The 23,251-nt window shown below is 61.4% G+C and carries 20 protein-coding genes and 1 pseudogene; 7 read left to right on the plus strand and 14 right to left on the minus strand.

The features are described 5' to 3' along the window. Positions 1–119: 119 nt before the first annotated feature. The 3 genes from BM017_RS02630 to BM017_RS02640 all read left to right on the plus strand — a co-directional run bounded on the left by BM017_RS02630 (position 120) and on the right by BM017_RS02640 (position 2,066). On the plus strand, positions 120–839 hold the full coding sequence (locus tag BM017_RS02630) for a tRNA-uridine aminocarboxypropyltransferase (protein ID WP_071488745.1): 720 nt from the start codon (positions 120–122) through the stop codon (positions 837–839). A 138-nt stretch (positions 840–977) separates the two neighbouring features. Next, positions 978–1,628, plus strand: coding sequence for a response regulator transcription factor ErdR (gene erdR / locus BM017_RS02635; protein ID WP_071488746.1), 651 nt, complete (start codon positions 978–980; stop codon positions 1,626–1,628). 75 nt (positions 1,629–1,703) lie between these two features. After that, positions 1,704–2,066, plus strand: coding sequence for a diacylglycerol kinase (locus BM017_RS02640; protein WP_058423756.1), 363 nt, complete (start codon positions 1,704–1,706; stop codon positions 2,064–2,066). A 3-nt stretch (positions 2,067–2,069) separates the two neighbouring features. Here the strand turns inward: BM017_RS02640 and BM017_RS02645 are convergent, their stop codons facing one another. Further along, the gene (locus BM017_RS02645) at positions 2,070–2,996 is read right to left on the minus strand and encodes a LysR family transcriptional regulator (protein ID WP_093512263.1); all 927 of its coding nucleotides are present in this window, start codon (positions 2,994–2,996) and stop codon (positions 2,070–2,072) included. Positions 2,997–3,119: 123 nt separating this feature from the next. Here BM017_RS02645 and fpr point away from each other — a divergent pair, with 123 nt between their 5' ends. Continuing rightward, positions 3,120–3,899, plus strand: a complete 780-nt coding sequence (gene fpr, locus BM017_RS02650; RefSeq protein ID WP_003189055.1) for a ferredoxin-NADP reductase — start codon at positions 3,120–3,122, stop codon at positions 3,897–3,899. Between the two features lie 146 nt (positions 3,900–4,045). Here the strand turns inward: fpr and tsaA are convergent, their stop codons facing one another. From tsaA to rimO, 5 genes and pseudogenes are all read right to left on the minus strand, one after another. Beyond that, positions 4,046–4,741, minus strand: coding sequence for a tRNA (N6-threonylcarbamoyladenosine(37)-N6)-methyltransferase TrmO (tsaA, locus tag BM017_RS02655; protein WP_092241081.1), 696 nt, complete (start codon positions 4,739–4,741; stop codon positions 4,046–4,048). A 3-nt stretch (positions 4,742–4,744) separates the two neighbouring features. Then, entirely contained in the window at positions 4,745–5,206 is a 462-nt protein-coding gene (locus BM017_RS02660; RefSeq protein WP_016977930.1) for a YehS family protein, read from the minus strand. Between the two features lie 67 nt (positions 5,207–5,273). Beyond that, entirely contained in the window at positions 5,274–5,984 is a 711-nt protein-coding gene (locus BM017_RS02665) for an rRNA pseudouridine synthase (protein ID WP_078047152.1), read from the minus strand. A gap of 220 nt (positions 5,985–6,204) precedes the next feature. After that, positions 6,205–6,645 (minus strand): annotated as a pseudogene (locus BM017_RS02670) (GNAT family N-acetyltransferase); the annotation flags it as partial. Between the two features lie 105 nt (positions 6,646–6,750). Continuing rightward, a complete protein-coding gene (rimO, locus tag BM017_RS02675; protein WP_003231334.1) occupies positions 6,751–8,091 on the minus strand; it encodes a 30S ribosomal protein S12 methylthiotransferase RimO in 1,341 nt (446 codons plus the stop codon). Positions 8,092–8,380: 289 nt separating this feature from the next. On the opposite strand from rimO, the gene BM017_RS02680 reads away from it, so the two are divergent. From BM017_RS02680 to BM017_RS02690, 3 genes are all read left to right on the plus strand, one after another. Further along, the gene (locus BM017_RS02680; protein ID WP_071488750.1) at positions 8,381–10,282 is read left to right on the plus strand and encodes a potassium transporter Kup; all 1,902 of its coding nucleotides are present in this window, start codon (positions 8,381–8,383) and stop codon (positions 10,280–10,282) included. Positions 10,283–10,409: 127 nt separating this feature from the next. After that, a complete protein-coding gene (locus BM017_RS02685; protein WP_092241083.1) occupies positions 10,410–11,516 on the plus strand; it encodes an NADH:flavin oxidoreductase/NADH oxidase in 1,107 nt (368 codons plus the stop codon). A gap of 270 nt (positions 11,517–11,786) precedes the next feature. Next, entirely contained in the window at positions 11,787–11,972 is a 186-nt protein-coding gene (locus BM017_RS02690) for a hypothetical protein (protein ID WP_058423750.1), read from the plus strand. A gap of 44 nt (positions 11,973–12,016) precedes the next feature. Here BM017_RS02690 and BM017_RS02695 read toward each other — a convergent pair whose 3' ends face one another. The 8 genes from BM017_RS02695 to BM017_RS02730 form a co-directional block, all read right to left on the minus strand. Then, positions 12,017–13,642: a glucan biosynthesis protein D gene (locus tag BM017_RS02695; RefSeq protein WP_092241085.1), complete on the minus strand. Its 1,626-nt coding sequence runs from the start codon at positions 13,640–13,642 to the stop codon at positions 12,017–12,019. A gap of 338 nt (positions 13,643–13,980) precedes the next feature. Next, positions 13,981–15,843, minus strand: coding sequence for an NAD(P)-binding protein (locus BM017_RS02700; protein WP_092241087.1), 1,863 nt, complete (start codon positions 15,841–15,843; stop codon positions 13,981–13,983). A 63-nt stretch (positions 15,844–15,906) separates the two neighbouring features. After that, on the minus strand, positions 15,907–17,331 hold the full coding sequence (locus BM017_RS02705; RefSeq protein ID WP_092241089.1) for a gamma-aminobutyraldehyde dehydrogenase: 1,425 nt from the start codon (positions 17,329–17,331) through the stop codon (positions 15,907–15,909). 169 nt (positions 17,332–17,500) lie between these two features. Next, positions 17,501–18,310 carry an ABC transporter permease gene (locus BM017_RS02710; protein WP_025856826.1) on the minus strand — a complete coding sequence of 270 codons (810 nt, stop codon included), beginning with the start codon at positions 18,308–18,310 and terminating at the stop codon, positions 17,501–17,503. Further along, entirely contained in the window at positions 18,300–19,229 is a 930-nt protein-coding gene (locus BM017_RS02715) for an ABC transporter permease (protein ID WP_092241091.1), read from the minus strand. Before BM017_RS02715 ends, BM017_RS02710 begins: the two co-directional genes overlap by 11 nt. Before the next feature lies 1 nt (position 19,230). Then, positions 19,231–20,265: an ABC transporter ATP-binding protein gene (locus BM017_RS02720; RefSeq protein WP_092241093.1), complete on the minus strand. Its 1,035-nt coding sequence runs from the start codon at positions 20,263–20,265 to the stop codon at positions 19,231–19,233. A 189-nt stretch (positions 20,266–20,454) separates the two neighbouring features. After that, complete coding sequence (ydcS, locus tag BM017_RS02725; protein ID WP_092241095.1) at positions 20,455–21,606, minus strand: putative ABC transporter substrate-binding protein YdcS; 1,152 nt, start codon at positions 21,604–21,606, stop codon at positions 20,455–20,457. 72 nt (positions 21,607–21,678) lie between these two features. Continuing rightward, positions 21,679–23,136: a gamma-aminobutyraldehyde dehydrogenase gene (locus BM017_RS02730; protein ID WP_170856028.1), complete on the minus strand. Its 1,458-nt coding sequence runs from the start codon at positions 23,134–23,136 to the stop codon at positions 21,679–21,681. Positions 23,137–23,251 lie beyond the last annotated feature (115 nt).

Raw genomic sequence — 23,251 nt, forward strand, 5'->3', positions numbered from 1 at the left:
CGCGCAATTATAGGTGAGCCGTTGCCACTACAGCCAGGCGTATCGCTGGTAAACTGCCGCCACTTCCGCCTTCCACGAGTTTTCACCGTGTCGATTTACCCGTCCCTACGGCACAGCCGATGAGCCACGCCGTTTCCCGCCTGCGCACCCAGCGCCTGGCCCGTGCCGTGCGGCCGTTTCTCAATCGTGGCTCGCGTGCCGAACGCTGCCCTGGCTGCCGAGTCATCCCCGAATACTGCCTATGCGCCTGGCGGCCCAAGGTCGAAGCGCGCTCCGCCATGTGCCTGCTGATGCATGACGTTGAGCCGATGAAACCCAGCAACACCGGTTGGTTGATCGCCGATGTCATCCAGGACACCACGGCATTCGCCTGGTCGCGCACTGAGGTCGACCCTGAACTGCTCACCTTGCTGGCCGATCCGCATTGGCAGCCCTATATCGTGTTCCCCGGCGAATTCGTCGTGCCCGAGCGCGTTGTGAGTGAAGTGAAGGTGGAGGAGGGCAAGCGCCCGCTGTTCATCCTGTTGGACGGTACCTGGAGTGAAGCGCGCAAGATGTTCCGCAAAAGCCCCTACCTGGAGCATTTGCCGGTACTCAGCCTGGCGCCGGAACAGCTGTCGCGCTACAAATTGCGCCGCTCCAAGCGCGACGACCATTTCTGTACCGCTGAAGTCGCTGCCCTGTGCCTTGAGCTGGCCGATGATCTGGCAGCCAGTGAAGTCCTGGACGCCTATCTGGATGTCTTCAGCACCCATTACCTGGCCGCCAAGTTCCAGATGCCGCTGGATCCTGCGGACACTGTGCATACGCGCCTTGCGCCCTATATTCCGACGGCATAACCAGACGACGTTTGCATGATGGCACCACGCACCCGCAACCCGCTAAAATGCCCACGGGCGTAGTGCTTGACCCTCCAGGCTACGCTGGGCATGCTGGGCGCCGATCAGGGCACCCCTGAAAACAGGATCATTTAATCAATGGCCACATACGAAATCCTGATAGCCGATGACCACCCGCTGTTTCGCAGTGCGTTGCACCAGGCCGTGACCCTGGGCCTCGGCCCGGACGTGCGCCTGGTTGAAGTGGCCAGCATTGCCGAGTTGGAAGCCCGCCTCACCGAAAAGTCCGACTGGGACCTGGTGCTGCTCGACCTGAACATGCCGGGCGCCTACGGTTTCTCCGGGCTGGTGCTGTTGCGCGGCCAATACCCGCAGATCCCCGTAGTGATGGTCTCGGCCCAGGAAGAAGCCGACGTGGTCGTGCGCTCCAAGGAGTTCGGCGCGAGCGGTTTCATTCCCAAGTCCAGTGCGATGGAAGATATCCAGAAAGCCGTGCGCACAGTGTTGGATGGCGACGTGTCCTGGCCGCCGCAGGCTTTTGAACAAATCAACGTGTCCGACGAAGCCAAGGCTGCCCGTGATGGCCTCGCCAGCCTGACGCCCCAGCAGTTCCGGGTGCTCACCATGGTCTGCGAAGGCCTGTTGAACAAGCAGATTGCCTATGAGCTGAGCGTCTCGGAAGCGACGATCAAGGCGCATGTGACGGCGATTTTCCGCAAGTTGGGCGTACGTACACGCACCCAGGCGGCGCTGCTCTTGCAACAACTTGAGTCAATTTCGCAGCACTAGCTTGTTACCGATTCACGCTTTTTTGACTTTGCGTGATCTAGTTTCCCCACTTCTTTGGTTCAGTTGCCTACATCTATGTCGCCTTTCAAGGGTCAAACCGGTATCAAACGTATCTTCAATGCTGGGGGATATTCCCTGGATGGCCTGCGCGCGGCGTTCACCGGCGAGGCGGCGTTCCGTCAGTTGGTGTTGCTCAACGTGATCCTGATCCCGGTGAGCTTCTTCCTGAATGTCAGCCGGGTCGAGCGAGCGTTGTTGATCGCCGTGTGCCTGCTGGCGTTGATCGTCGAGTTGCTCAATTCAGCGGTAGAGGCGGCGATCGACCGCATCTCCCTGGACCGCCACCCACTGTCGAAAAACGCCAAGGACATGGGCAGCGCTGCGCAATTCGTGGCCCTGACCATGATCACCCTGGTGTGGGCCGTCATCCTGATCTGAGCCTCAGGCAATGCTCGGCAACACGATCTCGTCGCTGCGCTGAACCCCGGCGGTGAAGGCGCGGCACAACTCCAGGAACTCGCGCATGGCCGAGGTCTGGTACTTCTGTTTATGCCAGATGAAGTAGAACTGCCGGGCCAAGTCCAGGTCCGGGGTTTCCACCGGCACCAGGCTGCCGCGGCGAAACGCGTCGCGCAGCGCCAGCCGCGAAATACAGCCAATCCCCAGTCCCGATTCCACCGCACGCTTGATCGCCTCGGTGTGTTCCAGCTCCAGGCGGATATTCAGCGCGCTGCGGTGATGGCGCATGGCTTGGTCGAAGGTCAAGCGTGTGCCCGAGCCTTGCTCCCGCAGGATCCACGCCTCGTGGGTCAACTCATCCATGCTCGCCATACCACGCTTGGCCAGGTGATGCTGCGGCGCGCAAAACACCACCAGTTCATCTTCCACCCAGGTTTGCACCTCGATATCCGGGTGGCTGCAGTCGCCTTCGATTAGACCCAGGTCAATTTCGTAATGCGCAACCTGGTGCACGATATGTGCAGTGTTCTGCACATGCAGTTTCACCTGGCTCTCGGGGTGCTGCTGCATGAAGCTGCCGATCAGCAGGGTGGCCAGGTAGTTGCCGATGGTCAGGGTGGCGCCGACCGCCAGGGAGCCGAAGCCGGACTTGCCGTTGAGCAGATCTTCGATCTCCTTGGCCTGGTCCAGCAGCGCTACCGCCTGGGGCAACAGTTGATGACCGAGCGCGTTGAGGCTCAGGCGTTTGCCTGCACGGTCGAACAATTGGCAGCTGGATTGACGCTCCAGCTCGGTAATGGAAGTGCTGGCGGCGGATTGAGATAAGGCCAGAAGGCCAGCAGCGCGGGAGACGCTCTCCTGCTGGGCGACGGCGACGAAGACTTGCAGTTGACGGAGAGTAAATCGCATATCGATATAACCGATAACCCTTATCTTAATAATCCAGTTAACAGATATTGTCGCCGCCATTAGAATGCTGTGCAATTGCGCAACTACATTTGGCGCAGACCCATTTCCAGGAGTCCCCCGTACATGAGCAACATGAACCACGAGCGTGTCCTCAGTGTTCATCACTGGAACGACACTCTGTTCAGCTTCAAGTGCACCCGCGATCCGGGCCTGCGCTTCGAGAACGGTCAGTTCGTGATGATCGGCCTGCAACAGCCCAACGGCCGCCCGCTCATGCGCGCCTACTCCATTGCCAGCCCGAACTGGGAAGAGCACCTGGAGTTCTTCAGCATCAAGGTGCCTGATGGCCCGCTGACTTCCCAATTGCAACACCTGAAGGAAGGCGACGAGATCATCATCAGCAAAAAACCGACAGGCACCCTGGTGCTTGACGATTTGAAGCCAGGCAAACACCTGTACCTGCTCAGCACCGGTACCGGCCTTGCTCCCTTCATGAGCGTGATCCAGGACCCGGAAACCTACGAGCGTTTCGAAAAGGTGATCCTGTGCCACGGCGTGCGTTACGTCAACGAAGTCGCCTACCGCGAATTCATCACCGAGCACCTGCCGCAGAACGAATTCTTCGGCGAGGCCTTGCGTGACAAGCTGATCTATTACCCGACCGTGACCCGCGAGCCGTTCGAGAACGAAGGCCGCCTGACCGACCTGATGCGCAGCGGCAAGCTGTTCAGCGACATTGGCCTGCCCCCGATCAACCCCGAGGACGACCGCGCCATGCTGTGCGGCAGCCCAAGCATGTTGGATGAAACCAGCGAAGTGCTGAACAGCTTCGGCCTGAAGGTTTCGCCACGCATGCGTGAGCCGGGTGATTACCTGATCGAGCGCGCGTTCGTCGAGAAGTAAGAGAGTCAGGCCATGTGCTGGCTGTGCAACACAGAGTATCCAAATGTGGGAGGGGGCTTGCCCCCGATGAGTGCGTGTCAGTTGATACATCTGTAGCTGACACACTGTTATCGGGGGCAAGCTCCCTCCCACATTGGGTTTTCGGTTTATCCAGCCGGTAGCACTTCCAACACACAAATCACCCCCGCCTCGGGATAGTGCCAACGCACATCCACATCCCAGAACTGCGCGCCGTATTCGCGCTCCGGTCCCGGCACCTGATACGCCGGTCGTGGATCCTGCGCCAGGCACTGATCAATCAGTTCCACCAGGGGCTCGCCAAGGCGGTGAGCATGCCCTTGTGCCTGTTGCAGCGCAGTCTTCAGCCACTGCACGGGGATCAGCTGCGGCGCTGCGCTGGCGATGCTGTTGGTGGCCGTGTCGACAATGTCGGCATACGGCACATACGGCTTGATATCCAGGACCGGCGTGCCATCCAGCAAATCGATCCCGGAAATCCACAGGCGCCCCGGTTCCACCTTGTCCAGCTTCACCACTGATTGGCCGATGCCGTTGGGGCGATGGGTTGCGCGGGTGGCAAACACGCCCATGGACGTGTTACCGCCCAGGCGAGGTGGGCGCACTTTCAGGCGTGGCTTGTCTTCCAGGGCCTGGTGGAACAGAAACAGCAGCCACACATGACTGACCTGCTCCAGGCCCTGCACCGCCTCGCCGCTGTCGAACGGCGCCACTAGCTCCAATATGCCACGGGCGGCTGGCGCCAACTGCGGTTGGCGCGGAATGGCGAACTTCTCCTTGAAACAGGAGCGCACGAACCCGACGGGCGAGACCTGGTAACTCATGGCTTACGCACGAACCCGCAGGGTCAGGCCCTTGAGGAAGTTACGCAGCAACTGGTCGCCGCATGGACGGTAGTTGGTGTGGCCGAACTTGCGGAACAGCGCGCTCAGTTCCGGCTTGGACACCGGGAACTCGGCGGCCTTGAGGATGGCGTGCATGTCGTCTTCCTTCAGTTCGAAGGCCACACGCAGTTTCTTGAGGATGATGTTGTTCGTCACTGGCGTTTCGATCGGCTGCGGCGGACGGCTTTCGTCCTTGCCGCGCTTGAAGATCACCAGCCCATCGAGGAAATGCGCCATGACGTCGTCCGGGCAGAACACGAAGCCTTCTTCCTCGTCCTTCTTGAGGTAGGTGAGCAGGTCGTCCTTGGTCACGTCCATGCCGCCGAGCTTGATGATCTCGACCATCTTGTTGTCGCTGATGTCGAGCATGTAGCGCACGCTGCGCAGTACGTCGTTGTGAATCATGGTGGGCAATCCTGGTATTCAACTGAGGACACCGCCAATCAGGCGGTGTCGGAAAAAGTGCGGCGGCTTAGAACTTCTCTTTGCCGGACAGGTAACGCCATTGGCCGACTGGCACCTTGCCGATGGACACGCCACCGATGCGGATACGGCGAATGGCGATGACTTTCAGGCCAACCGCTTCGCAGAACAGTGCGATCACTCCCGGTTGCGGGTTTTTCATCGCAAAGCGCAGGCGGTTTTCGTTCTGCCAGCTGGCTTTGACGGCCGGCAGTTCCTTGCCTTTATAGGTCAGGCCGTGGTTCAGGCGGTTGAGGCCGTGGGCAACCATGTCGCCTTCAACCTCCACCACGTATTCCTGCTCGATCTTGGCGGCATCGGCGGTCAACTTGCGCAGGATCTTCCAGTCCTGGGTGAACACCAGCAGGCCGCTGGCCTTGGCCTGCAGGTCGGCGCTGGCGGTCAGGCGCAGGAAGTGGCCCTTGAGCGGGCGCTTGCCGAAGCGGTGTTCTTCCGAGAGCGTTTCGGCGCTGATCGACGCCATGGCCGTTTCGGCATCCACGCCGGCCGGGGCGTGCAGCAGGATGGTCACCGGCTCGGGCGCGGTGGCCTTGGCCTCGGGGTCGAGTTCGACCTTCTGGGTGGTGACCTTGAACTGCGGTTCGTCGATCACTTCACCGTCCACCGAGACCCAGCCGCCTTCGATGAACAGCTCAGCCTCCCGACGGGAGCAACCGACCAGCTCGATGAGGCGTTTGGAGAGGCGTATGGGGTCAGTCATGACAAGGGCCGTAACAAAAGGGGGTGGCTATTGTACCTGCCTGGCGCCGGTTAATCCCGGCTCCATTTCAGGGCGCGGTCTTATTTGGCTCAACCCGGTCTGAATGTGGGAGGAGGCTTGCCCCCGATGGCGGTGTATCAGCAAAGAAACCAGTGGCTGGTGATCGGCTATCGCGGGCAAGCCCCCTCCCACAGTTGTTCACCATTGTGTCAGGCGTTACCAGACGCATATGCAGTAACGGATAAGGCTGGCCCAGGCCGTCATGCTCCGTGCGTCCGATCACCTCGAAGCCTTGTTTGAAGTAGAACCCCAGCGCCTGGGGATTCTGCTCGTTGACATCCAGTTCGTCGGCATTCAGGTGTTCGATGGCATAGCGCAGTAACTGCCGCCCGAGGCCCTGGCCCCGGTGCTGCGGGTCGATGAAGAGCATCTCCACCTTGCCGCTCGCGACCCCGGCAAACCCGGTGATGCGCTGACGGGCGTCCTTGGTGCAGATCAGCATCACGGCATCCAGATAGCGGGTCAGCACCAGGTTTTTCAGCAACTCGATGTAACTGTCCGGCAGGAAGTCATGGGTGGCGCGTACCGAGGCCTCCCAGATCCGCGCCAACTCGGTGTAGTCGCTGGTTTTAGGTGTGTGGATAACCGAATGCTGACGCATGCCCGCTGCCCCTTGCCGATGATCGGCGTTGATGGGCAAAACGATAGACCTAAAAAAGCCCCGCATCTTGTCCAGAAGCAGGGCTTTTTCAAATTTTTACGCCGATCAGTCGCGCTTTTCAGCCCACAGGTCGTATTCATCGGCATCGGTCACGGTGCACCAGACCTTGTCGCCCGGCTTCAGGCCGCTGGCATCGTCGATAAACACGTTACCGTCGATCTCCGGTGCGTCGAAGAAGCAGCGGCCAACGGCGCCTTGCTCGTCGACTTCGTCGATCAGCACTTCGATTTCCTTGCCGATGCGCAGTTGCAGGCGCGCCGAGCTGATGGCCTGCTGGTGCGCCATGAAACGCTCCCAACGGTCCTGCTTGACGTCGTCCGGCACCACGGCCAGGTCCAGCAGGTTGGCCGGGGCGCCCTCCACCGGCGAATACTGGAAGCAGCCGACGCGGTCCAGTTGGGCTTCGGTCAGCCAGTCCAGCAGGTACTGGAAGTCTTCTTCGGTTTCGCCGGGGAAACCGACGATGAAGGTCGAACGGATGATCAATTCCGGGCAGATCTCGCGCCAGTTCTTGATGCGCGCCAGGGTCTTGTCTTCGAAGGCCGGGCGTTTCATGGCTTTGAGCACTTTCGGGCTGGCGTGCTGGAACGGGATGTCCAGGTACGGCAGGATCTTGCCGGCGGCCATCAGCGGGATCAGCTCGTCCACGTGCGGGTACGGGTAGACGTAGTGCAGGCGCACCCACACACCCAGGCTGCTCAAGGCTTCGCACAGTTCGGTCATGCGGGTTTTCACCGGCGCGCCGTTCCAGAAACCGGTGCGGTATTTCACGTCGACGCCGTAGGCGCTGGTGTCCTGGGAGATCACCAGCAGCTCTTTGACGCCGGATTTGACCAGGCGCTGGGCCTCGTCGAGTACGTCACCGACCGGACGGCTGACCAGCTTGCCGCGCATCGACGGGATGATGCAGAAGCTGCAGCTGTGGTTGCAGCCTTCGGAAATCTTCAGGTAAGCGTAGTGACGCGGCGTCAGCTTGATGCCTTGCGGCGGTACCAGGTCGATCAGCGGGTTGTGGTCCTGGCGCGGTGGCACCACCTCGTGCACGGCGTTGACTACCTGCTCGTACTGCTGCGGGCCGGTCACGGCCAGCACGCTCGGGTGCACGTTGCGGATATTGCCTTCTTCCACGCCCATGCAGCCGGTCACGATGACCTTGCCGTTTTCCTTGATGGCCTCGCCAATCACTTCCAGCGACTCTGCCTTGGCCGAGTCGATGAAGCCGCAGGTGTTGACCACCACCACGTCAGCGTCCTGGTAGGTGGACACAACGTCATAGCCTTCCATACGCAGTTGCGTGAGGATGCGCTCGGAGTCGACCAGAGCCTTCGGGCAACCCAGGGAAACAAAGCCAACCTTGGGGTTGGCTTTTGCGATGGTGGTGGACATGTCTAACCTCGGTATTGAATGACGCCGCCCATCGGGCACGACAGGGCTGCGGACGGGCGCTTGGCGCGCCTCTGATCAAAAAGTGCGCAATTCTAGCGACGGGCAGCGCACTTGACCAGCTTTATGCAGGGAAATGCGACGAGTGCTGCGCTATGCTTCGCGCCGTTGTGCGTAGGTAAAACCCTAAGGTCAACAAAACGTCTGTTACGAGAAGTAAAACGGCGCATGCTAGGGTCAGCTTAGACGCGTTGTTAATAAAAGACCGCAGGTCAAAGGGCAGGAGTGGTTGATGGGTCACGCGAGTAGTCAGGCAGCAGGTGCCGAGCAGTCAAACGCCAAGCCGATTGGCATGCTGGTGGCAGCGGTCGGGGTGGTTTACGGCGATATCGGGACCAGCCCGCTGTACACCCTCAAAGAGGTGTTCAACGGCGGTTATGGGGTTCAGGTCAACCATGATGGCGTGCTGGGGATCCTGGCGCTGATCTTCTGGTCGCTGATCTGGGTGGTCTCGATCAAGTACATGCTGTTCGTGCTGCGCGCCGACAACCAGGGCGAGGGCGGCATCATGGCCCTTACGGCTCTGGCACGGCGGGCGGCAGGGGAGCGCAAGAAGCTGCGCAGTTTCCTGGTGGTGTGCGGCCTGTGTGGCGCGGCGCTGTTCTATGGCGACAGCATGATCACCCCAGCCATTTCCGTATTGTCCGCCGTTGAAGGCCTGGAACTGGCGTTCGACGGCCTGGAGAAATGGGTCGTGCCCATCGCCCTGGTGGTGCTGGTGGCGCTGTTCCTGATCCAGAAGCACGGCACCGATCACATCGGCAAGTTGTTCGGGCCGGTGATGGTGACCTGGTTCCTGGTGCTGGGTGGCCTCGGTGTGTATGGCATCACCCTGCACCCTGAAGTGCTCAGTGCGCTGAACCCGATATGGGCCGTGCGCTTCTTCGAGGCTCACCCCGGCATTGGCGTGGCCATCCTTGGCGCGGTGGTGCTGGCACTGACCGGCGCCGAAGCGCTGTATGCCGACATGGGCCACTTCGGGCGCAAACCCATCGCCCGGGCCTGGTTCATGCTGGTGCTGCCGGCGCTGGTGCTCAATTACTTCGGCCAGGGTGCGATGCTGCTGGGCGATCCGGAAGCCGCGCGCAACCCGTTCTACCTGCTGGCCCCGAGCTGGGCACTGATCCCGCTGGTGGTGTTGTCCACCCTGGCTACGGTGATCGCATCCCAGGCGGTGATTTCCGGTGCGTTCTCGTTGACGCGCCAGGCGATCCAGTTGGGTTACATCCCACGCATGCATATCCAGCACACCTCCAGCGCCGAACAGGGCCAGATCTACATCGGCGCGGTGAACTGGTCGTTGATGGTCGGCGTGATCCTGCTGGTGCTCGGCTTCGAATCTTCCAACGCACTGGCATCGGCCTACGGCGTGGCGGTGACCGGCACCATGCTGATGACCACCATCCTGGTGTCGGCGGTGATGCTGCTGCTGTGGAAATGGCCCCCGATCCTGGCCGTGCCGGTGTTGGTGTGCTGCCTGCTGGTCGACGGGCTGTACTTTGCCGCCAACGTGCCGAAGATCATCCAGGGCGGTGCTTTCCCGGTGCTGGCGGGGATTGTGCTGTTCGTGCTGATGACCACCTGGAAGCGCGGCAAGCAATTGCTGGTTGAGCGCCTCGACGAAGGCGGCCTGCCGCTGCCGATCTTTATCGGCAGTATCCGCGTGCAACCGCCCCATCGCGTGCAGGGTACCGCCGTGTTCCTCACGGCGCGTCCGGACGCCGTGCCCCACGCGCTGTTGCACAACCTGCTGCATAACCAGGTGTTGCATGAGCAAGTGGTGCTGCTGACGGTGGTCTACGAGGATATTCCCCGCGTACCGGCCACACGGCGTTTCGAGGTGGATTCCTACGGCGAAGGCTTCTTCCGCGTGATCCTGCACTTTGGTTTCACCGATGAGCCGGACGTGCCCGAAGCGCTGAAGTTGTGTCACCTGGATGGCCTGGACTTCAGCCCGATGCGCACCACCTACTTCCTCAGCCGCGAAACGGTGATCGCTTCGCGAATCAAAGGCATGGCCCGCTGGCGCGAAGCGTTGTTCGCTTTTATGTTGAAGAACGCCAACGGCAACCTGCGCTTCTTCAAACTGCCGGTAAACCGCGTGATCGAGCTGGGCACCCAGGTCGAAATGTAAGCGGCAGCCAACCGGGGGCCGGCAATCGGCTCCCGCTTTTCCTTCTGAACCCTGTGCAATCCAGCGTTGTCGACTAGGCTCTAAGCACCGTTTGAATAGTGCCCACAGAACCCAGAAGAGGTGCGCCATGAGTCAGCTGCTCGAACCCTATACCCTCCGTCAATTGACCCTGCTCAACCGCATCGCGGTCTCACCGATGTGCCAATACTCAAGCGATGACGGCCTGGCCAATGACTGGCACCTGGTGCACCTTGGCAGCCGCGCCGTCGGTGGCGCCGGGCTGATTTTCACCGAAGCCACCGCCGTGACCGCCGATGGCCGCATCACCGCACAGGACCTGGGTCTCTGGAACGACGCCCAGATCGAACCGCTGCAACGCATCACGCGCTTCATTGCCGCCCAGGGCGCGGTGGCCGGCATTCAACTGGCCCACGCCGGGCGCAAGGCCAGCACCCATCGGCCGTGGATCGGCAAGCATGGCAGCGTCAAGCCGGAGGACGGCGGCTGGGTGCCGGTGGGGCCGTCGCCGATTGCCTTCGACCCTCAGCACACCCAACCCAGGCAGTTGGACGAAGGGCAGATCCAGCAAGTGATCGCCGATTTCGTCGCCGCTGCCAAACGTGCGCTGACCGCCGGTTTTGAAGTGGTGGAAATCCACGCCGCCCATGGTTACCTGCTGCATCAATTCCTGTCACCGATCAGCAACCAACGTCAGGATCAGTACGGTGGCTCGTTCGAAAACCGCATCCGCCTGGTGCTGCAAGTGACCAGGGCCGTGCGTGATATCTGGCCCCAGGAGCTGCCGCTGTTTGTGCGGGTGTCGGCCACCGACTGGGTGGAAGACGGCTGGAACCCGGATGAAACCGTGGAGCTGGCGCGTCGCCTGAAAGAGCTGGGCGTGGACCTGATCGACGTTTCGTCAGGCGGTACCGCCGCCAACGCCGAGATCCCCACTGGCCCCGGCTACCAGACCCGCTTCGCCGAACGCGTGCGCAAGGAGTCGGGCATCGCCACCGGCACCGTGGGCATGATCACCGAGCCGGCCCAGGCCGAGCACATCCTGCGCACCTGTCAGGCCGATATTATCTTCCTTGCCCGTGAGCTGTTGCGCGACCCGTACTGGCCGTTGCACGCCGATGATGACCTGGGCGGGCGCAAGGCGATCTGGCCGGCGCAGTACCAGCGTGCTACCCATCGTGACCAACCCATCCACGAGTCGGATTTGAGAGATTGAGCCCTGACACGCTCCGCCGAAACCCACCCTGACCCGGTGGGTTTTTTTACGGTCATAGCGTGGGATAGCACTGTAGGTATTCGTTACCGATGTAATTATTTAAGTGATTACTCTAAAAAAATCGCACGCTTGGCGAGATCGTTTCTACGCTTAGGGTAAGCCTGATTTCTGGCCCAGGGAGTCAGTCGGTTTTCCCACGCAGGCATTGCGCTTCACGGGAAGGGGTTATGGGCACCAGGAGTATTTGTTGGATAACAGGAGAAGCAGTCCATGGCCAAGTCCTATGGTGTGGCGGGTGCGGTAGCGTCTTTTCTGACCCGCAGGGTGTCATTGCGGGGGCGAAGGTTGAGCTCGGATGAAATGGAGTTGCTGGCGCAGTATCGAGCGCTGACCGAGAACGATCAGGTGGCGATGCGCTATTTGATTGGGGCAATGAAGAGTGTGTCGCGGTTCTGAACCGAAGAGGGGGCGTTCCCACGCAAGCGTGGGAACGCGGTGCATCAGGTGTACTTGCGCTGGTCCGGCGCCGGCGGGAAGTACTGGTACAGCCAGGTTTCGCTCAAGGTGCGGTCCTGGGTGCGAATGAACAGGCGCAGCTCAACTGGCTCCACGCTGTCGCTGGTCGGGTACCAGTCGAACAGGATGCGGTAGCCCTTGATGTTATCCAGCACCAGCACGCTGAAGTCCTTCACCTGGCCATGGGAACAGGTCACCACCGGCTCGATCCCGGTGCCTGGCGGCAGGCGATCCAGGCCGCCGCCCTTGAAGTCCACGGCAAAACGACGCGCCCAGACTTGCGGATAGTGCTCACCCGGTGCCCAGCCTTCGGTGAAGCCACCCATGCCCGAACGGGTTGCATCGACTTGCGCCAACGGTGTGCTCACCGGCGGCAGCGCGCTCCAGTACAGCTTGTAGCCGTAGTTGAGCGAGTCGCCAGCGGCCACGGGTGTTTTCGGCGTCCAGAAGGCCACGATGTTATCGAGGGTCTCGCCGGTGGTCGGGATTTCCAGCAGGTCGATCGAGCCTTCGCCCCAGGCGGTCGTCGGTTCGACCCATAGGCTCGGGCGCTTGCTGTACCAGTCCACGGTGTCCTGGTAACTGGCGAACTCATGGTCGGTCTGCACCAGGCCGAACCCCTTCGGGTCTTTGTCGGCAAATGCGTTGAATTGCAGCTTGGCCGGGTTGTTCAGCGGTCGGCAGATCCACTCGCCGTTGCCGCGCCACATCGCCAGGCGGTCCGAATCGTGGATCTGCGGGTGGATGGTGTCGCACATGCGGCGTTCGTGGGTGCCGCAACTGAACATGCTGGTCATCGGCGCGATGCCCAATTGTTCGATGGTGGTACGCGCATTGATATGGGCGTCGATGGCCATCACTACCTGGTTGGCCTGGCAGTCGATATCGAAGCGGTACGCGCCGGTGGCGCTCGGCGAGTCGAGCAGTGCGTAGACCACGAAGCGGGTGGCGTTCTTGTCCGGGGTTTCGAACCAGAACTGCGTGAAGTCGGGGAATTCCTCGCGTTTTTTCGCGTAGGTGTCGATGGCCAGGCCACGGGCAGAAAGGCCGTACTGGCCGGTGGAATCCACCGCGCGGAAGTAGCTGGCACCGAGAAACGACAGCACGTCATGGCGATCCAGTTCCGGCGCCTTGAACAGCTTGAAGCCGGAGAAGCCCAGGTCGCCGGTCAGTTGCTTGGTGTCGACCGTGGTTTTTTCATAGTTGAACAGGGAGGGGCGGAAATGCACCTCACGGGCTTCACGGGTCTTGGGGTCGACGCTGTGCATGCGCACCGGCGTCTTGAAGCCCATGCCGACGTGGAAGAATTGCACGTCCAGTTGGCCGTTCAATTCCTTCCACAGCGAATGGTTGCCGTCGTAGCCGATGGCGTTGAAATTCTGCGGGGTCATGGTCGCCAGCGTGGGCGGCAACACCTGTTTGGTGTCCTTGTAAGCGGTCCCGGCGAGTTGTTTGGCCTGGGCCTTGAGCGTGTCGAAGTCGAACGCCACGGCCTTGCCATCGGCAGCACGGTTCCCGGCCCAGGCCTGGGCGGCGAGCAGGCCGCTGGCCGACAAGCCGGTGTAAGCCGCAATGGCCATGGACGCTTTGAGCAAATTCCTGCGGTGCATAGAGACAACCTGTCGTGAGCAAATCCCGCGCCGTTCCTGGCACGTAGCGGATCAGAAATTACGGTTCGGACATGCCTTCGACCAAACGCAACGGACATTAAACAGACGCCGGATAGCTTAAGCGGTTCGATGACGCAGGAAAATTGATTGATAGCGTGGTGATGGCGTTGCAAATGCGACAAGACATTTCCGATTCTGTGACCGAACACATCAGTTAAGAAATATGAAGATCCAAATGTGGGAGGGGGCTTGCCCCCGATAGCGGTGTGCCAGTCACTGAATACTGCGCAGGTCCAACTCAATCGGGGGCAAGCCCCCTCCCACATTTAGACTGCATTTCAGGCGACTTCACCCACCGCTCGGTAAGCCTCATCAATCGCCGCATGGGCATACGCACTCCACGCCGCATCCGAGTTGGCGATGCTCACATGCCCCACCGGCTTTTTCGCCAGTTGCATCCACGCTTCGGTTTCATCGGCTTGATCGAACAAGCTGTTGGAGAAGCTCGCATAACCGTGTGACCAGCGGTTGACAGTGATCGCCAGAATATCGGTCTCATGATTGAAACCGCCGGGCCCGAGCATGCGTTGCAACTGGTCGCGCAACTGCGCTTCCAGTTGTTCGAACGTCTGCCCATACAACTTGCCACGCCCGGCGCGGGCCTGGTCGCGGGCGTTCATGCCGCTGTTGGGGCTGGTGGGCACGTAGACCATGTGCAAGCCGATCGGCTGCGTCGGGTCGCGCGGGTGGTCATAGCCGCCCATGCTCACCGGGTAGTCCAGTTTGATCCGGCTGTAGGGCTGGGTTGCCGCGTAAATCTCGTGAACGCCGAGCTTCTGGAAGGACTGCCAATTGCGGATAACCACCTTGGTGTACACCAGCGGGTACTTCACGTTCTGGCTCAAGGCGTGAGCCTGCGGTGCCGGCAAATCCTTCAACAAATACGGAATCATCATGTTGTAGCAGGCCAGGATGCAGCGTTTTCCACGCACCTGTGCGAGTTGGCCGCCACGGCTGTAGCCGATATGCACGCCGTCGCCGACGTTACGCACGCTGACCGCCGTACTGTTCAAGCGCAGCCGCACCGCCGCCTTGGGTTGGTCGAGCCTGGCGTAGTCGAATGCCGCCAGCACGATATCGTCCATGGTATGTCCCGGCGCCACGCCCGGGATCAGGCTGCGTACCAGCAACCGTGCCACCGACGCATTGCCGTCCGGGAAGTGATAGATGTAGGGCTCTTCCATTTCGGCTGCCGCTTCTTCGCTGATTGGCGCCAGGTTCATCCCTGCAAAACCTGGGAAACCCACGCTGTAGGCATCGGCCGACGCCACGGCATCAATGCTCAGCGCCATGAAGTCGTTGGTGCGGCTCTGGAAGTACTTCACCGCGCCTTCCGACAAACCGACGTTCTTGAGCAGGAAATCGCGGTAGCTGGTGGCTGCCAGGTAGTCGGCCTTTTCTTTGGCGGTCTTGCCCGGCAGGTAGTCCTTGGGCGCGGTGTGCAGCTCGATCAGGGCCTGACGGTCTGCCGCCGGCAACGGGAAGTCATTGATGAAATCGCGAATCGCCCGTGCGTTGAGTTGGTCGGGGGCGATGTCGTCGGCGACCATCGGCGTCGGGTCGCCGGTCACCAGCTTGTCTTCGCCGAAGTTCTCCTTGTCGAAAAACACCCCGCGCGACAGCCCGAGACCGGGGTAGAACCGGCGGTCGAAGGCGGTTTCGAAGCGCTTGATGTTCACGCCGAGCTTTTTCAGCAGCCCGTTCACTTCCTTGCTGTACAGGTGGTTGGGCGACTGGAACGCCTCGCTGCCACCGTAGCCGATGATCATGCGGCCACCGGCCTGGAATTCATTGCGCTTGGCGTGGCCGCCGAAGTCGTCGTGGTTTTCCAGGATCAGGATCTTCGCCTTGGGGTGCTTCTCGCGATAGAACCACGCCGCCGACAGCCCACTCAAGCCACCGCCCACGACGACCAAGTCATAGTCTTCGGTGACCGGCAGCTTGTCGGTGTCGAACACCTTCTTTTCCCAGCCCATCTGGTGCGCCACTTCGAACGAGCCCGCATGGCTGCCGCGCAGGCCGGTAAGGGCGGGTGGGTAGTAACGGCCATCAGGGGCGGCTTGCAGGATTTGCAGTGGGGTCATGCCGGCGGCGAGGGTGACAGCGACGCCGTTGAGGAAGTCGCGGCGGGTGATATCCATGGGGGATCCTGAAAATTATTGTTATAGGTTCCCGGCATCCAGAGGGAATGCCGGGTTGAATCGTCAGTGCTTGAACATCACATGACGCACGGTGGTGTAGTCCTCCAGCCCGTACATGGACATGTCCTTGCCATAGCCAGACAGTTTCTGACCGCCGTGAGGCATTTCGCTGACCAGCATGAAGTGGGTGTTCACCCAGGTGCAGCCGTACTGCAGGCGTGCCGCCAGGCGGTGGGCACGTCCTACATCGGCGGTCCATACGGACGACGCCAGGCCGTAGTCCGAATCGTTGGCCCAGCCCAGCACCTGCGCTTCGTCGTTGAACTTGGTCACTGAGACCACCGGCCCGAATACTTCGCGGCGCACGATCTCGTCGTCCTGCTGTGCGTCGGCCAGCACGGTGGGTTCAAAGAAGAAACCATTGCCTTCCACCGCCTTGCCACCCGTGACCAGGCGAATGTGCGGTTGCGCCACGGCGCGTTCGACAAACCCGGCAACACGGTCGCGATGTTGCGCAGTAATCAACGGGCCCAACTCCGTGGCCGGGTCATCCTGCAATCCATACTTGATGCTGGCGACCGCCGCGCCGAGTTTTTCGACGAACTTGTCGTAGATCTGCGCCTGCGCGTAAATCCGGCAGGCCGCCGTGCAATCCTGGCCGGCGTTGTAGAAACCGAAGGTACGAATGCCTTCCACGGCGGCGTCGATGTCCGCATCGTTGAAGATGATCACTGGCGCCTTGCCACCCAACTCCATGTGCATGCGTTTCACGCTGTCGGCGGTGCTGGAGATGATATTTGCGCCGGTGGCGATGGAGCCGGTCAGCGACACCATGCGCACTTTAGGGTGCGTCACCAGTGGGCTGCCCACGGTAGGCCCACGGCCGAACACCAGGTTGAGCACGCCGGCCGGGAAAATTTCAGCGGCCAGTTCGACCATGCGCAATGCGGTCAGCGGGGTTTGCTCCGACGGCTTGAGCACCACGGTATTACCGGCGGCGAGGGCCGGGGCGATTTTCCAGGCGACCATCATCAGCGGGTAGTTCCACGGCGCGATGGAGGCGATCACCCCCACCGGGTCGCGACGGATCATCGAGGTGTGGCCGGGCAGGTATTCACCGCCGGCCGAACCGCTCATGCAACGGCTGGCGCCGGCAAAGAAACGGAATACATCGGCAATCGCCGGGATTTCATCGTTGAGCGCGGCTCTGTAGGGCTTGCCGCAGTTGTCCGATTCCAGCTTGGCCAGCTCTTCGCCGTGGGCCTCGATCACGTCCGCCAGTTTCAGCAGCAGCAGCGAACGATCCTTGGGCGCGGTTTGCGACCAGCCTTCGAAGGCCGCGTCGGCGGCGCGCACGGCGGCGTCGACCTGGGCTTCGCTGGCTTCCTTGATTTCTACCAGTACGCGGCCGAGCGCCGGGTTGAATACGGCTTGTGCCGGGCCTTCGCCTTCGACCAGTTGGCCGTTGATCAGTAATTTGGTTTGCATGGTTCAGCTCTCCACCAACTATCGTTATTTCCTTGAATAAACTGGCTCTAAATGTGGGAGGGGGCTTGCCCCCGATAGCAATCTTCCAGTCACACCCTCTACAACTGACCCACTGCCATCGGGGGCAAGCCCCCTCCCACATTTGAACCGTGTTCCTTCAATAGCATCGTTATTTGCCGCCACTCCCGGCCACGCTTTCACCGCCGCGGGTCAGGTAATAGGCACCGAGAATCGGGAACATCGTTACCAGCATCACTAGCATCGCCACCACGTTGGTCACCGGCACATCCCGTGGGCGGCTCAACTGGTTGAGCAGCCACAGCGGCAAGGTGCGCTCGTGGCCGGCGGTGAAGGTGGTGACGATGATTTCGTCGAACGACAATGCAAAGGCGAGCATGCCGCCGGCCAGCAGCGCCGAGCCCAGGTTGGGCATGATGATGTAGCGGAAGGTCTGCCAGCCGTCGGCGCCCAGGTCCATCGAGGCCTCGATCAGGCTGTGGGAGGTGCGGCGCAAGCGGGCGATGACGTTGTTGTAGACGATCACCACGCAAAAGGTCGCGTGGCCGACGATGATGGTGAACATCCCAGGCTCGATACCCAGCGTCTTGAACGTCGCCAGCAGTGCGATACCGGTGATGATCCCCGGCAGGGCAATCGGCAGGATCAACATCAGCGACACGCCTTGCTTGCCGAAGAACTCGCGGCGATACAGCGCCGCCGAGGCCAGCGTGCCGAGCACCATGGCGATCAGCGTGGCGATGGCGGCGATCTGCAGCGACAGCTTGATCGCCTCCAGTACGTCCGGCCGCGCGAACGCCACGCTGAACCACTTCAGGGTGAAGCCCTGGGGCGGAAAGCTGAACGCAGCTTCTTCGGTGTTGAAGGCATAAAGAAAGATGATCAGGATCGGGAAGTGCAGAAACACCAACCCGCCCCAGGCGGCGATCTTCAGGCCCAATGAGGATTTTTCAGAGTGCATCGAAGGCCCCCAGGCGTTTGACGATGGACAGGTAAACCGCGATCAGCACGATCGGCACCAGGGTGAACGCCGCCGCCATGGGCATGTTGCCGATGGCGCCTTGCTGCGCATAGACCATGCCGCCGACGAAGTAGCCGGGCGGGCCGACCAGTTGCGGCACGATGAAATCGCCCAGGGTCAGCGAGAAGGTGAAGATGGAACCTGCGGCAATCCCTGGCACCGACAGCGGCAATATCACCTGCATGAAGGTCTGGCGCGGTTTGGCGCCCAGGTCGGCAGAGGCTTGCAGCAAGGACGGCGGCAAACGCTCCAGGGACGCCTGGATCGGCAGGATCATGAACGGCAGCCAGATATAGACAAACACCATGAACCGTCCCAGATGCGAGGTGCTCAAGGTACTGCCGCCCACGCCGGGAACGCCCAGCACGAACTGCAACACAGGCTCCAGGCCCAGGTGCTGCACGAACCACTGCGCCACGCCGCCCTTGGCCAGCAGCAAGGTCCAGGCATAAGCCTTGACGATATAGCTGGCCCACATCGGCATCATCACCGCGATGTAGAAGAACGCCTTGGTCTTGCCCGTGGTGTAGCGCGCCATGTAGTAGGCGATGGGGAAGGCCACGATGGCACTGGCGATCGATACCACGATCGCCATGCTCAAGGTGCGCACAATGATGTCGAAGTTCGACGGCTGGAACAGCGCGGCGAAGTTGGCCAGGGTCAGGTCTGGCGTGACCGCCATGGTGAAGTCGTCGAAGGTATAGAAACCTTGCCACAGCAGGGTCAGCAACGAACCGAGGTATATCGCGCCGAACCAGATCAGCGGCGGCACCAGCAGCATTGCCAGGTAGAGGTTGGGCTTGCGGTAGAGCAGGTTGGAAAACCTGCGCATCGGCGGGTGGGAAATAGCCAGGCTCATGTCACACCTCGCCTGCGCTGTCGGTCAGCGGGGTCATGGCTTCCCGCGCCCAACGGGCGGTGATGGACTGGCCGACCTGGTGGCCGCTGCTGATGTCCAGCCACTGGTTGTTGGCCTGGCTGATGTTCAGCGCCTGGCCGTTTTCCAGTTTCAGTTCATAGCGGGTGGCACTGCCCTGGTACTGGATGTCGTGGAGCAGGCCGCTGATTTCCACTTCGCCGGCGCCCAGCGGGCCATCGGCGAAGCGCACGTGTTCCGGGCGGATCGAGAAGGGTTGCGTGCTGCCGCTGAGGCGCTGCGCCAGTTCGCCGCGTATCACGTTGGAGGTGCCGACGAACTCGGCGACGAAGGCGGTGGCCGGTTTCATGTACAGGTTGCGCGGGGTGTCGACCTGCTCGATGCGACCTTTGTTGAAGACTGCGACGCGGTCGGACATCGACAGCGCTTCGGTCTGGTCGTGGGTCACGAAGATAAAGGTGATGCCCAGCTGGCGTTGCAGCTTTTTCAGTTCGCTCTGCATCTGCTCGCGCAGCTTGAGGTCGAGGGCGCCCAAGGGTTCATCCAGCAACAACACACGCGGGCGATTGACCAGGGCGCGGGCCAGGGCCACCCGTTGGCGTTGACCGCCGGAGAGCTGCACCGGCTTGCGCTCGCCGTAGCCGCCGAGGGCTACCATGGCCAGGGCTTCTTCGGCGCGGTTGAGGCGCTCGGTCTTGCCCACACCCTTGACCTTGAGGCCGTAGGCGACGTTGTCGCGCACATTCATATGGGGGAACAGCGCGTAATCCTGGAACACGGTGTTCACGTCGCGCTGGTAGGGCGGTAAGCCGGCGGCTTCCTCGCCGTGGATACGGATCGAGCCTGCGCTCGGCTGCTCGAACCCGGCGATCAGGCGCAGGCAGGTGGTCTTGCCCGAGCCGGAAGGCCCGAGCATGGAAAAGAACTCGCCGTCCTGGATATCGATGGAAACCCGGTCAACGGCTTTCACTTCGCCGAACTGACGGGAAACGTGAGTGAATTGGACTGCAAGTGTCATGGTGCGGTGCTCCGAAAAGGCACGGGTCGTCGCAGCGGCCCGGCCTGGACTTCTGAAAAAACAAAACATCTGTGAATGCGGTCAATGTGGGAGGGGGCTTGCCCTCGAAAGCAGTGGATCAGTTACAGATGTGCTGACTGACACACTGCACTCGGGGGCAAGCCCCCTCCCACAGGAGACCGATGGTGTCTAGCGGCCACCCATGATCGCGATGTAATCCTGGGTCCAGCGGCTGTAGGGCACGAACTTGCCGCCTTCCGCCTGCGGGGTTTTCCAGAAGGCGATCTTGTCGAACTGGTCGAAGCCGTTGGTCTTGCAGCCTTCGGCGCCGAGCAGCTCGCTCTCCTTACAGGCTGCCGGCACGGCTGGCAGCGAACCGAACCAGGCGGCCACATCGCCCTGGACCTTCGGTTGCAGCGACCAGTCCATCCATTTGTAGGCACAGTTCGGGTGCTTGGCTTCGGCATGCAGCATGGTGGTGTCGGCCCAGCCGGTGGCGCCTTCCTTCGGAATGGTCGAGGCAATCGGCTGCTTCTCGTTCTGCAGGCCGTTGACCTGATACGGCCAGGCGCTGGAGGCCACCACGCCTTCGTTCTTGAAGTCACTCATTTGCACGGTGGTGTCGTGCCAGTAGCGGTGGATCAGCGGTTGCTGGGCGCGCAGCAATTCAAGCACGGCCTTGTACTGTGTTTCGGTGAGTTCGTACGGGTTCTGGATGCCCAGTTCCGGCTTGGCCGACTTGAGGTACAGCGCCGCGTCGGCGATGTAGATCGGGCCGTCATACGCCTGCACACGGCCTTTGTTCGGCTTGCCGTCCGGCAGGTTCTGCGCGTCGAACAGCACATTCCAGCTGGTGGGCGCGGTCTTGAATACGTTGGTGTTGTACATCAACACGTTTGGCCCCCACTGGTACGGGGTGCCGTAGGTTTGCTGGCCAACCACGTACCACGGCGCGTCCTTCAGGCGGGGGTCGATGTTCTTCCAGTTGGCGATCAGTGCGGTATTGATTGGCTGCACCCGTTTGCCGACGATCAGCCGCAGCGACGCATCGCCCGACGCGGTCACCAGGTCATAGCCACCCTTGGCCATCAGGCTGACCATTTCGTCAGAGGTAGCGGCGGTTTTCACGTTGACCTTGCAGCCGGTTTCCTTCTCGAAACCGCTGACCCAGTCGTAGGCCTTGTCGCTTTCGCCGCGTTCGATATAGCCGGGCCAGGCGACGATATCCAGTTGGCCTTCACCGGCACCCACCGCTTTGAGCGGTTCGGCGGCCTGCAGGCTGGCGCTGGCCAGCAGCGCGGTAGTCAAAGCACTGAGCAGTGCGGTCTTGTGCGCAGACATGGGGGTTCCCTCTTCTTTAATTATGGTCGGGGCAGTTGTTTGAACCGGTAACGCAAGAGCTTAGTTGTTGTTTTAAAGATGCTGGCCGTGGCGCGCCATGATGTGCCGCACCACGCTGTAGTCCTGCAGCGAGTCGCTGGACAGATCCTTCCCATACCCCGAGCGCTTCAAGCCGCCATGGGGCATTTCGCTGACCAGCATGAAATGGCTGTTGATCCAGGTGCAGCCGTATTGCAGACGCGCCGCCACTTGCATGGCCTTGTCCAGGTTCTGGGTCCACACGGACGAGGCCAGGCCGTACTCGGAGTCGTTGGCCCAGTCCACCGCCTGTTCCAGTTCGTCGAAGCGCGTTACGGTGACCACCGGGCCGAACACTTCGCGCTGCACGATTTCATCGTTCTGTTTACAGCCGGCCAGCAGCGTCGGCTGGTAATAGAAGCCGGCACCGGAATGCACGGCGGCGCCGGTGACGCGTTCGATATGTGGCTGGCCGAGGGCGCGTTCGACAAAACTGGCCACGCGGTCGCGCTGGCGTGTGCTGATCAGCGGCCCCAGCTCATTGTCGGTGTCGCGCTTGCCGGCAAAGCGCAGGCTACTGACAGCGGCGCCGAGCTCGGCGACCAGTTTGTCGTGGATACCCGCCTGGGCGTAGATGCGGCATGCGGCGGTGCAGTCCTGGCCAGCGTTGTAGTAACCGTAGGCGCGCACACCCTCGACCACGGCTTGCAGGTCGGCGTCGTTGCATACGATCACCGGCGCCTTGCCGCCCAGTTCCAGGTGCGTGCGTTTCAGGGTCTTGGAGGCAGCCTGCAGAATCTTCTGTCCGGTGACGATATCGCCGGTCAGCGAAACCATGCGCACCTTGGCGTGGCTGACCAGATGGCTGCCGACACCTTCGCCGCCGCCACACAGAATGTTGATCACGCCACGCGGCAACAGGTCTTTGAGCACCGGGGCGAGGGCGAGGATCGACAGCGGCGTGTGTTCCGATGGCTTGAACACCAGCGTATTACCGGCCGCCAGGGCCGGAGCGATTTTCCACGCGGCCATCATCAGCGGGTAGTTCCATGGCGCAATCGAGGCCACTACGCCAATCGGATCGCGACGCACCATGCTGGTGTAGCCCGGCAGGTATTCACCGCTGAGTTGCCCGGTCTGGCAACGCACGGCCCCGGCGAAGAAGCGGAACACATCCACGGTGGCGCTCAAGTCATCCTGGCGTGCCAGGTGCAGCGGCTTGCCGCAGTTCAGGGACTCCAGGCGGGCCAGGTAATCGGCGTGTTTTTCGATGGCGTCGGCAATGCCCAGCAGGATGTTCGAACGTTGCTGCGGCGTGGTCCGCGACCAACCGGCCAAGGCACGGTGGGCGGCAAGGATCGCGGTCTCGACCTGCTCGGCGCTGGCTTCGGCGATTTGGGTGAGGATTTCACCGGTGGCCGGGTTGAGGATCGGCTCGGCAAAACCCTGGCCCGGGACCAGTTCGCCGTCGATCAGCAACGCAGTGAGCAGCGGGGTGGGCGCGCCGGACATTTTTCGTGATCTCTTTTCTTGTGCGGCCATGGGCGTTCTCTTACGAGGGCCTGACCTTTCTCTTAGGGGATAAGCAGAGACTAGAGGTCAGGCGCGAGGTCAACAAATACTAAAT

It is taken from the genome of Pseudomonas sp. NFPP04 (genome assembly GCF_900113815.1).
Taxonomy (GTDB): domain Bacteria; phylum Pseudomonadota; class Gammaproteobacteria; order Pseudomonadales; family Pseudomonadaceae; genus Aquipseudomonas; species Aquipseudomonas extremorientalis.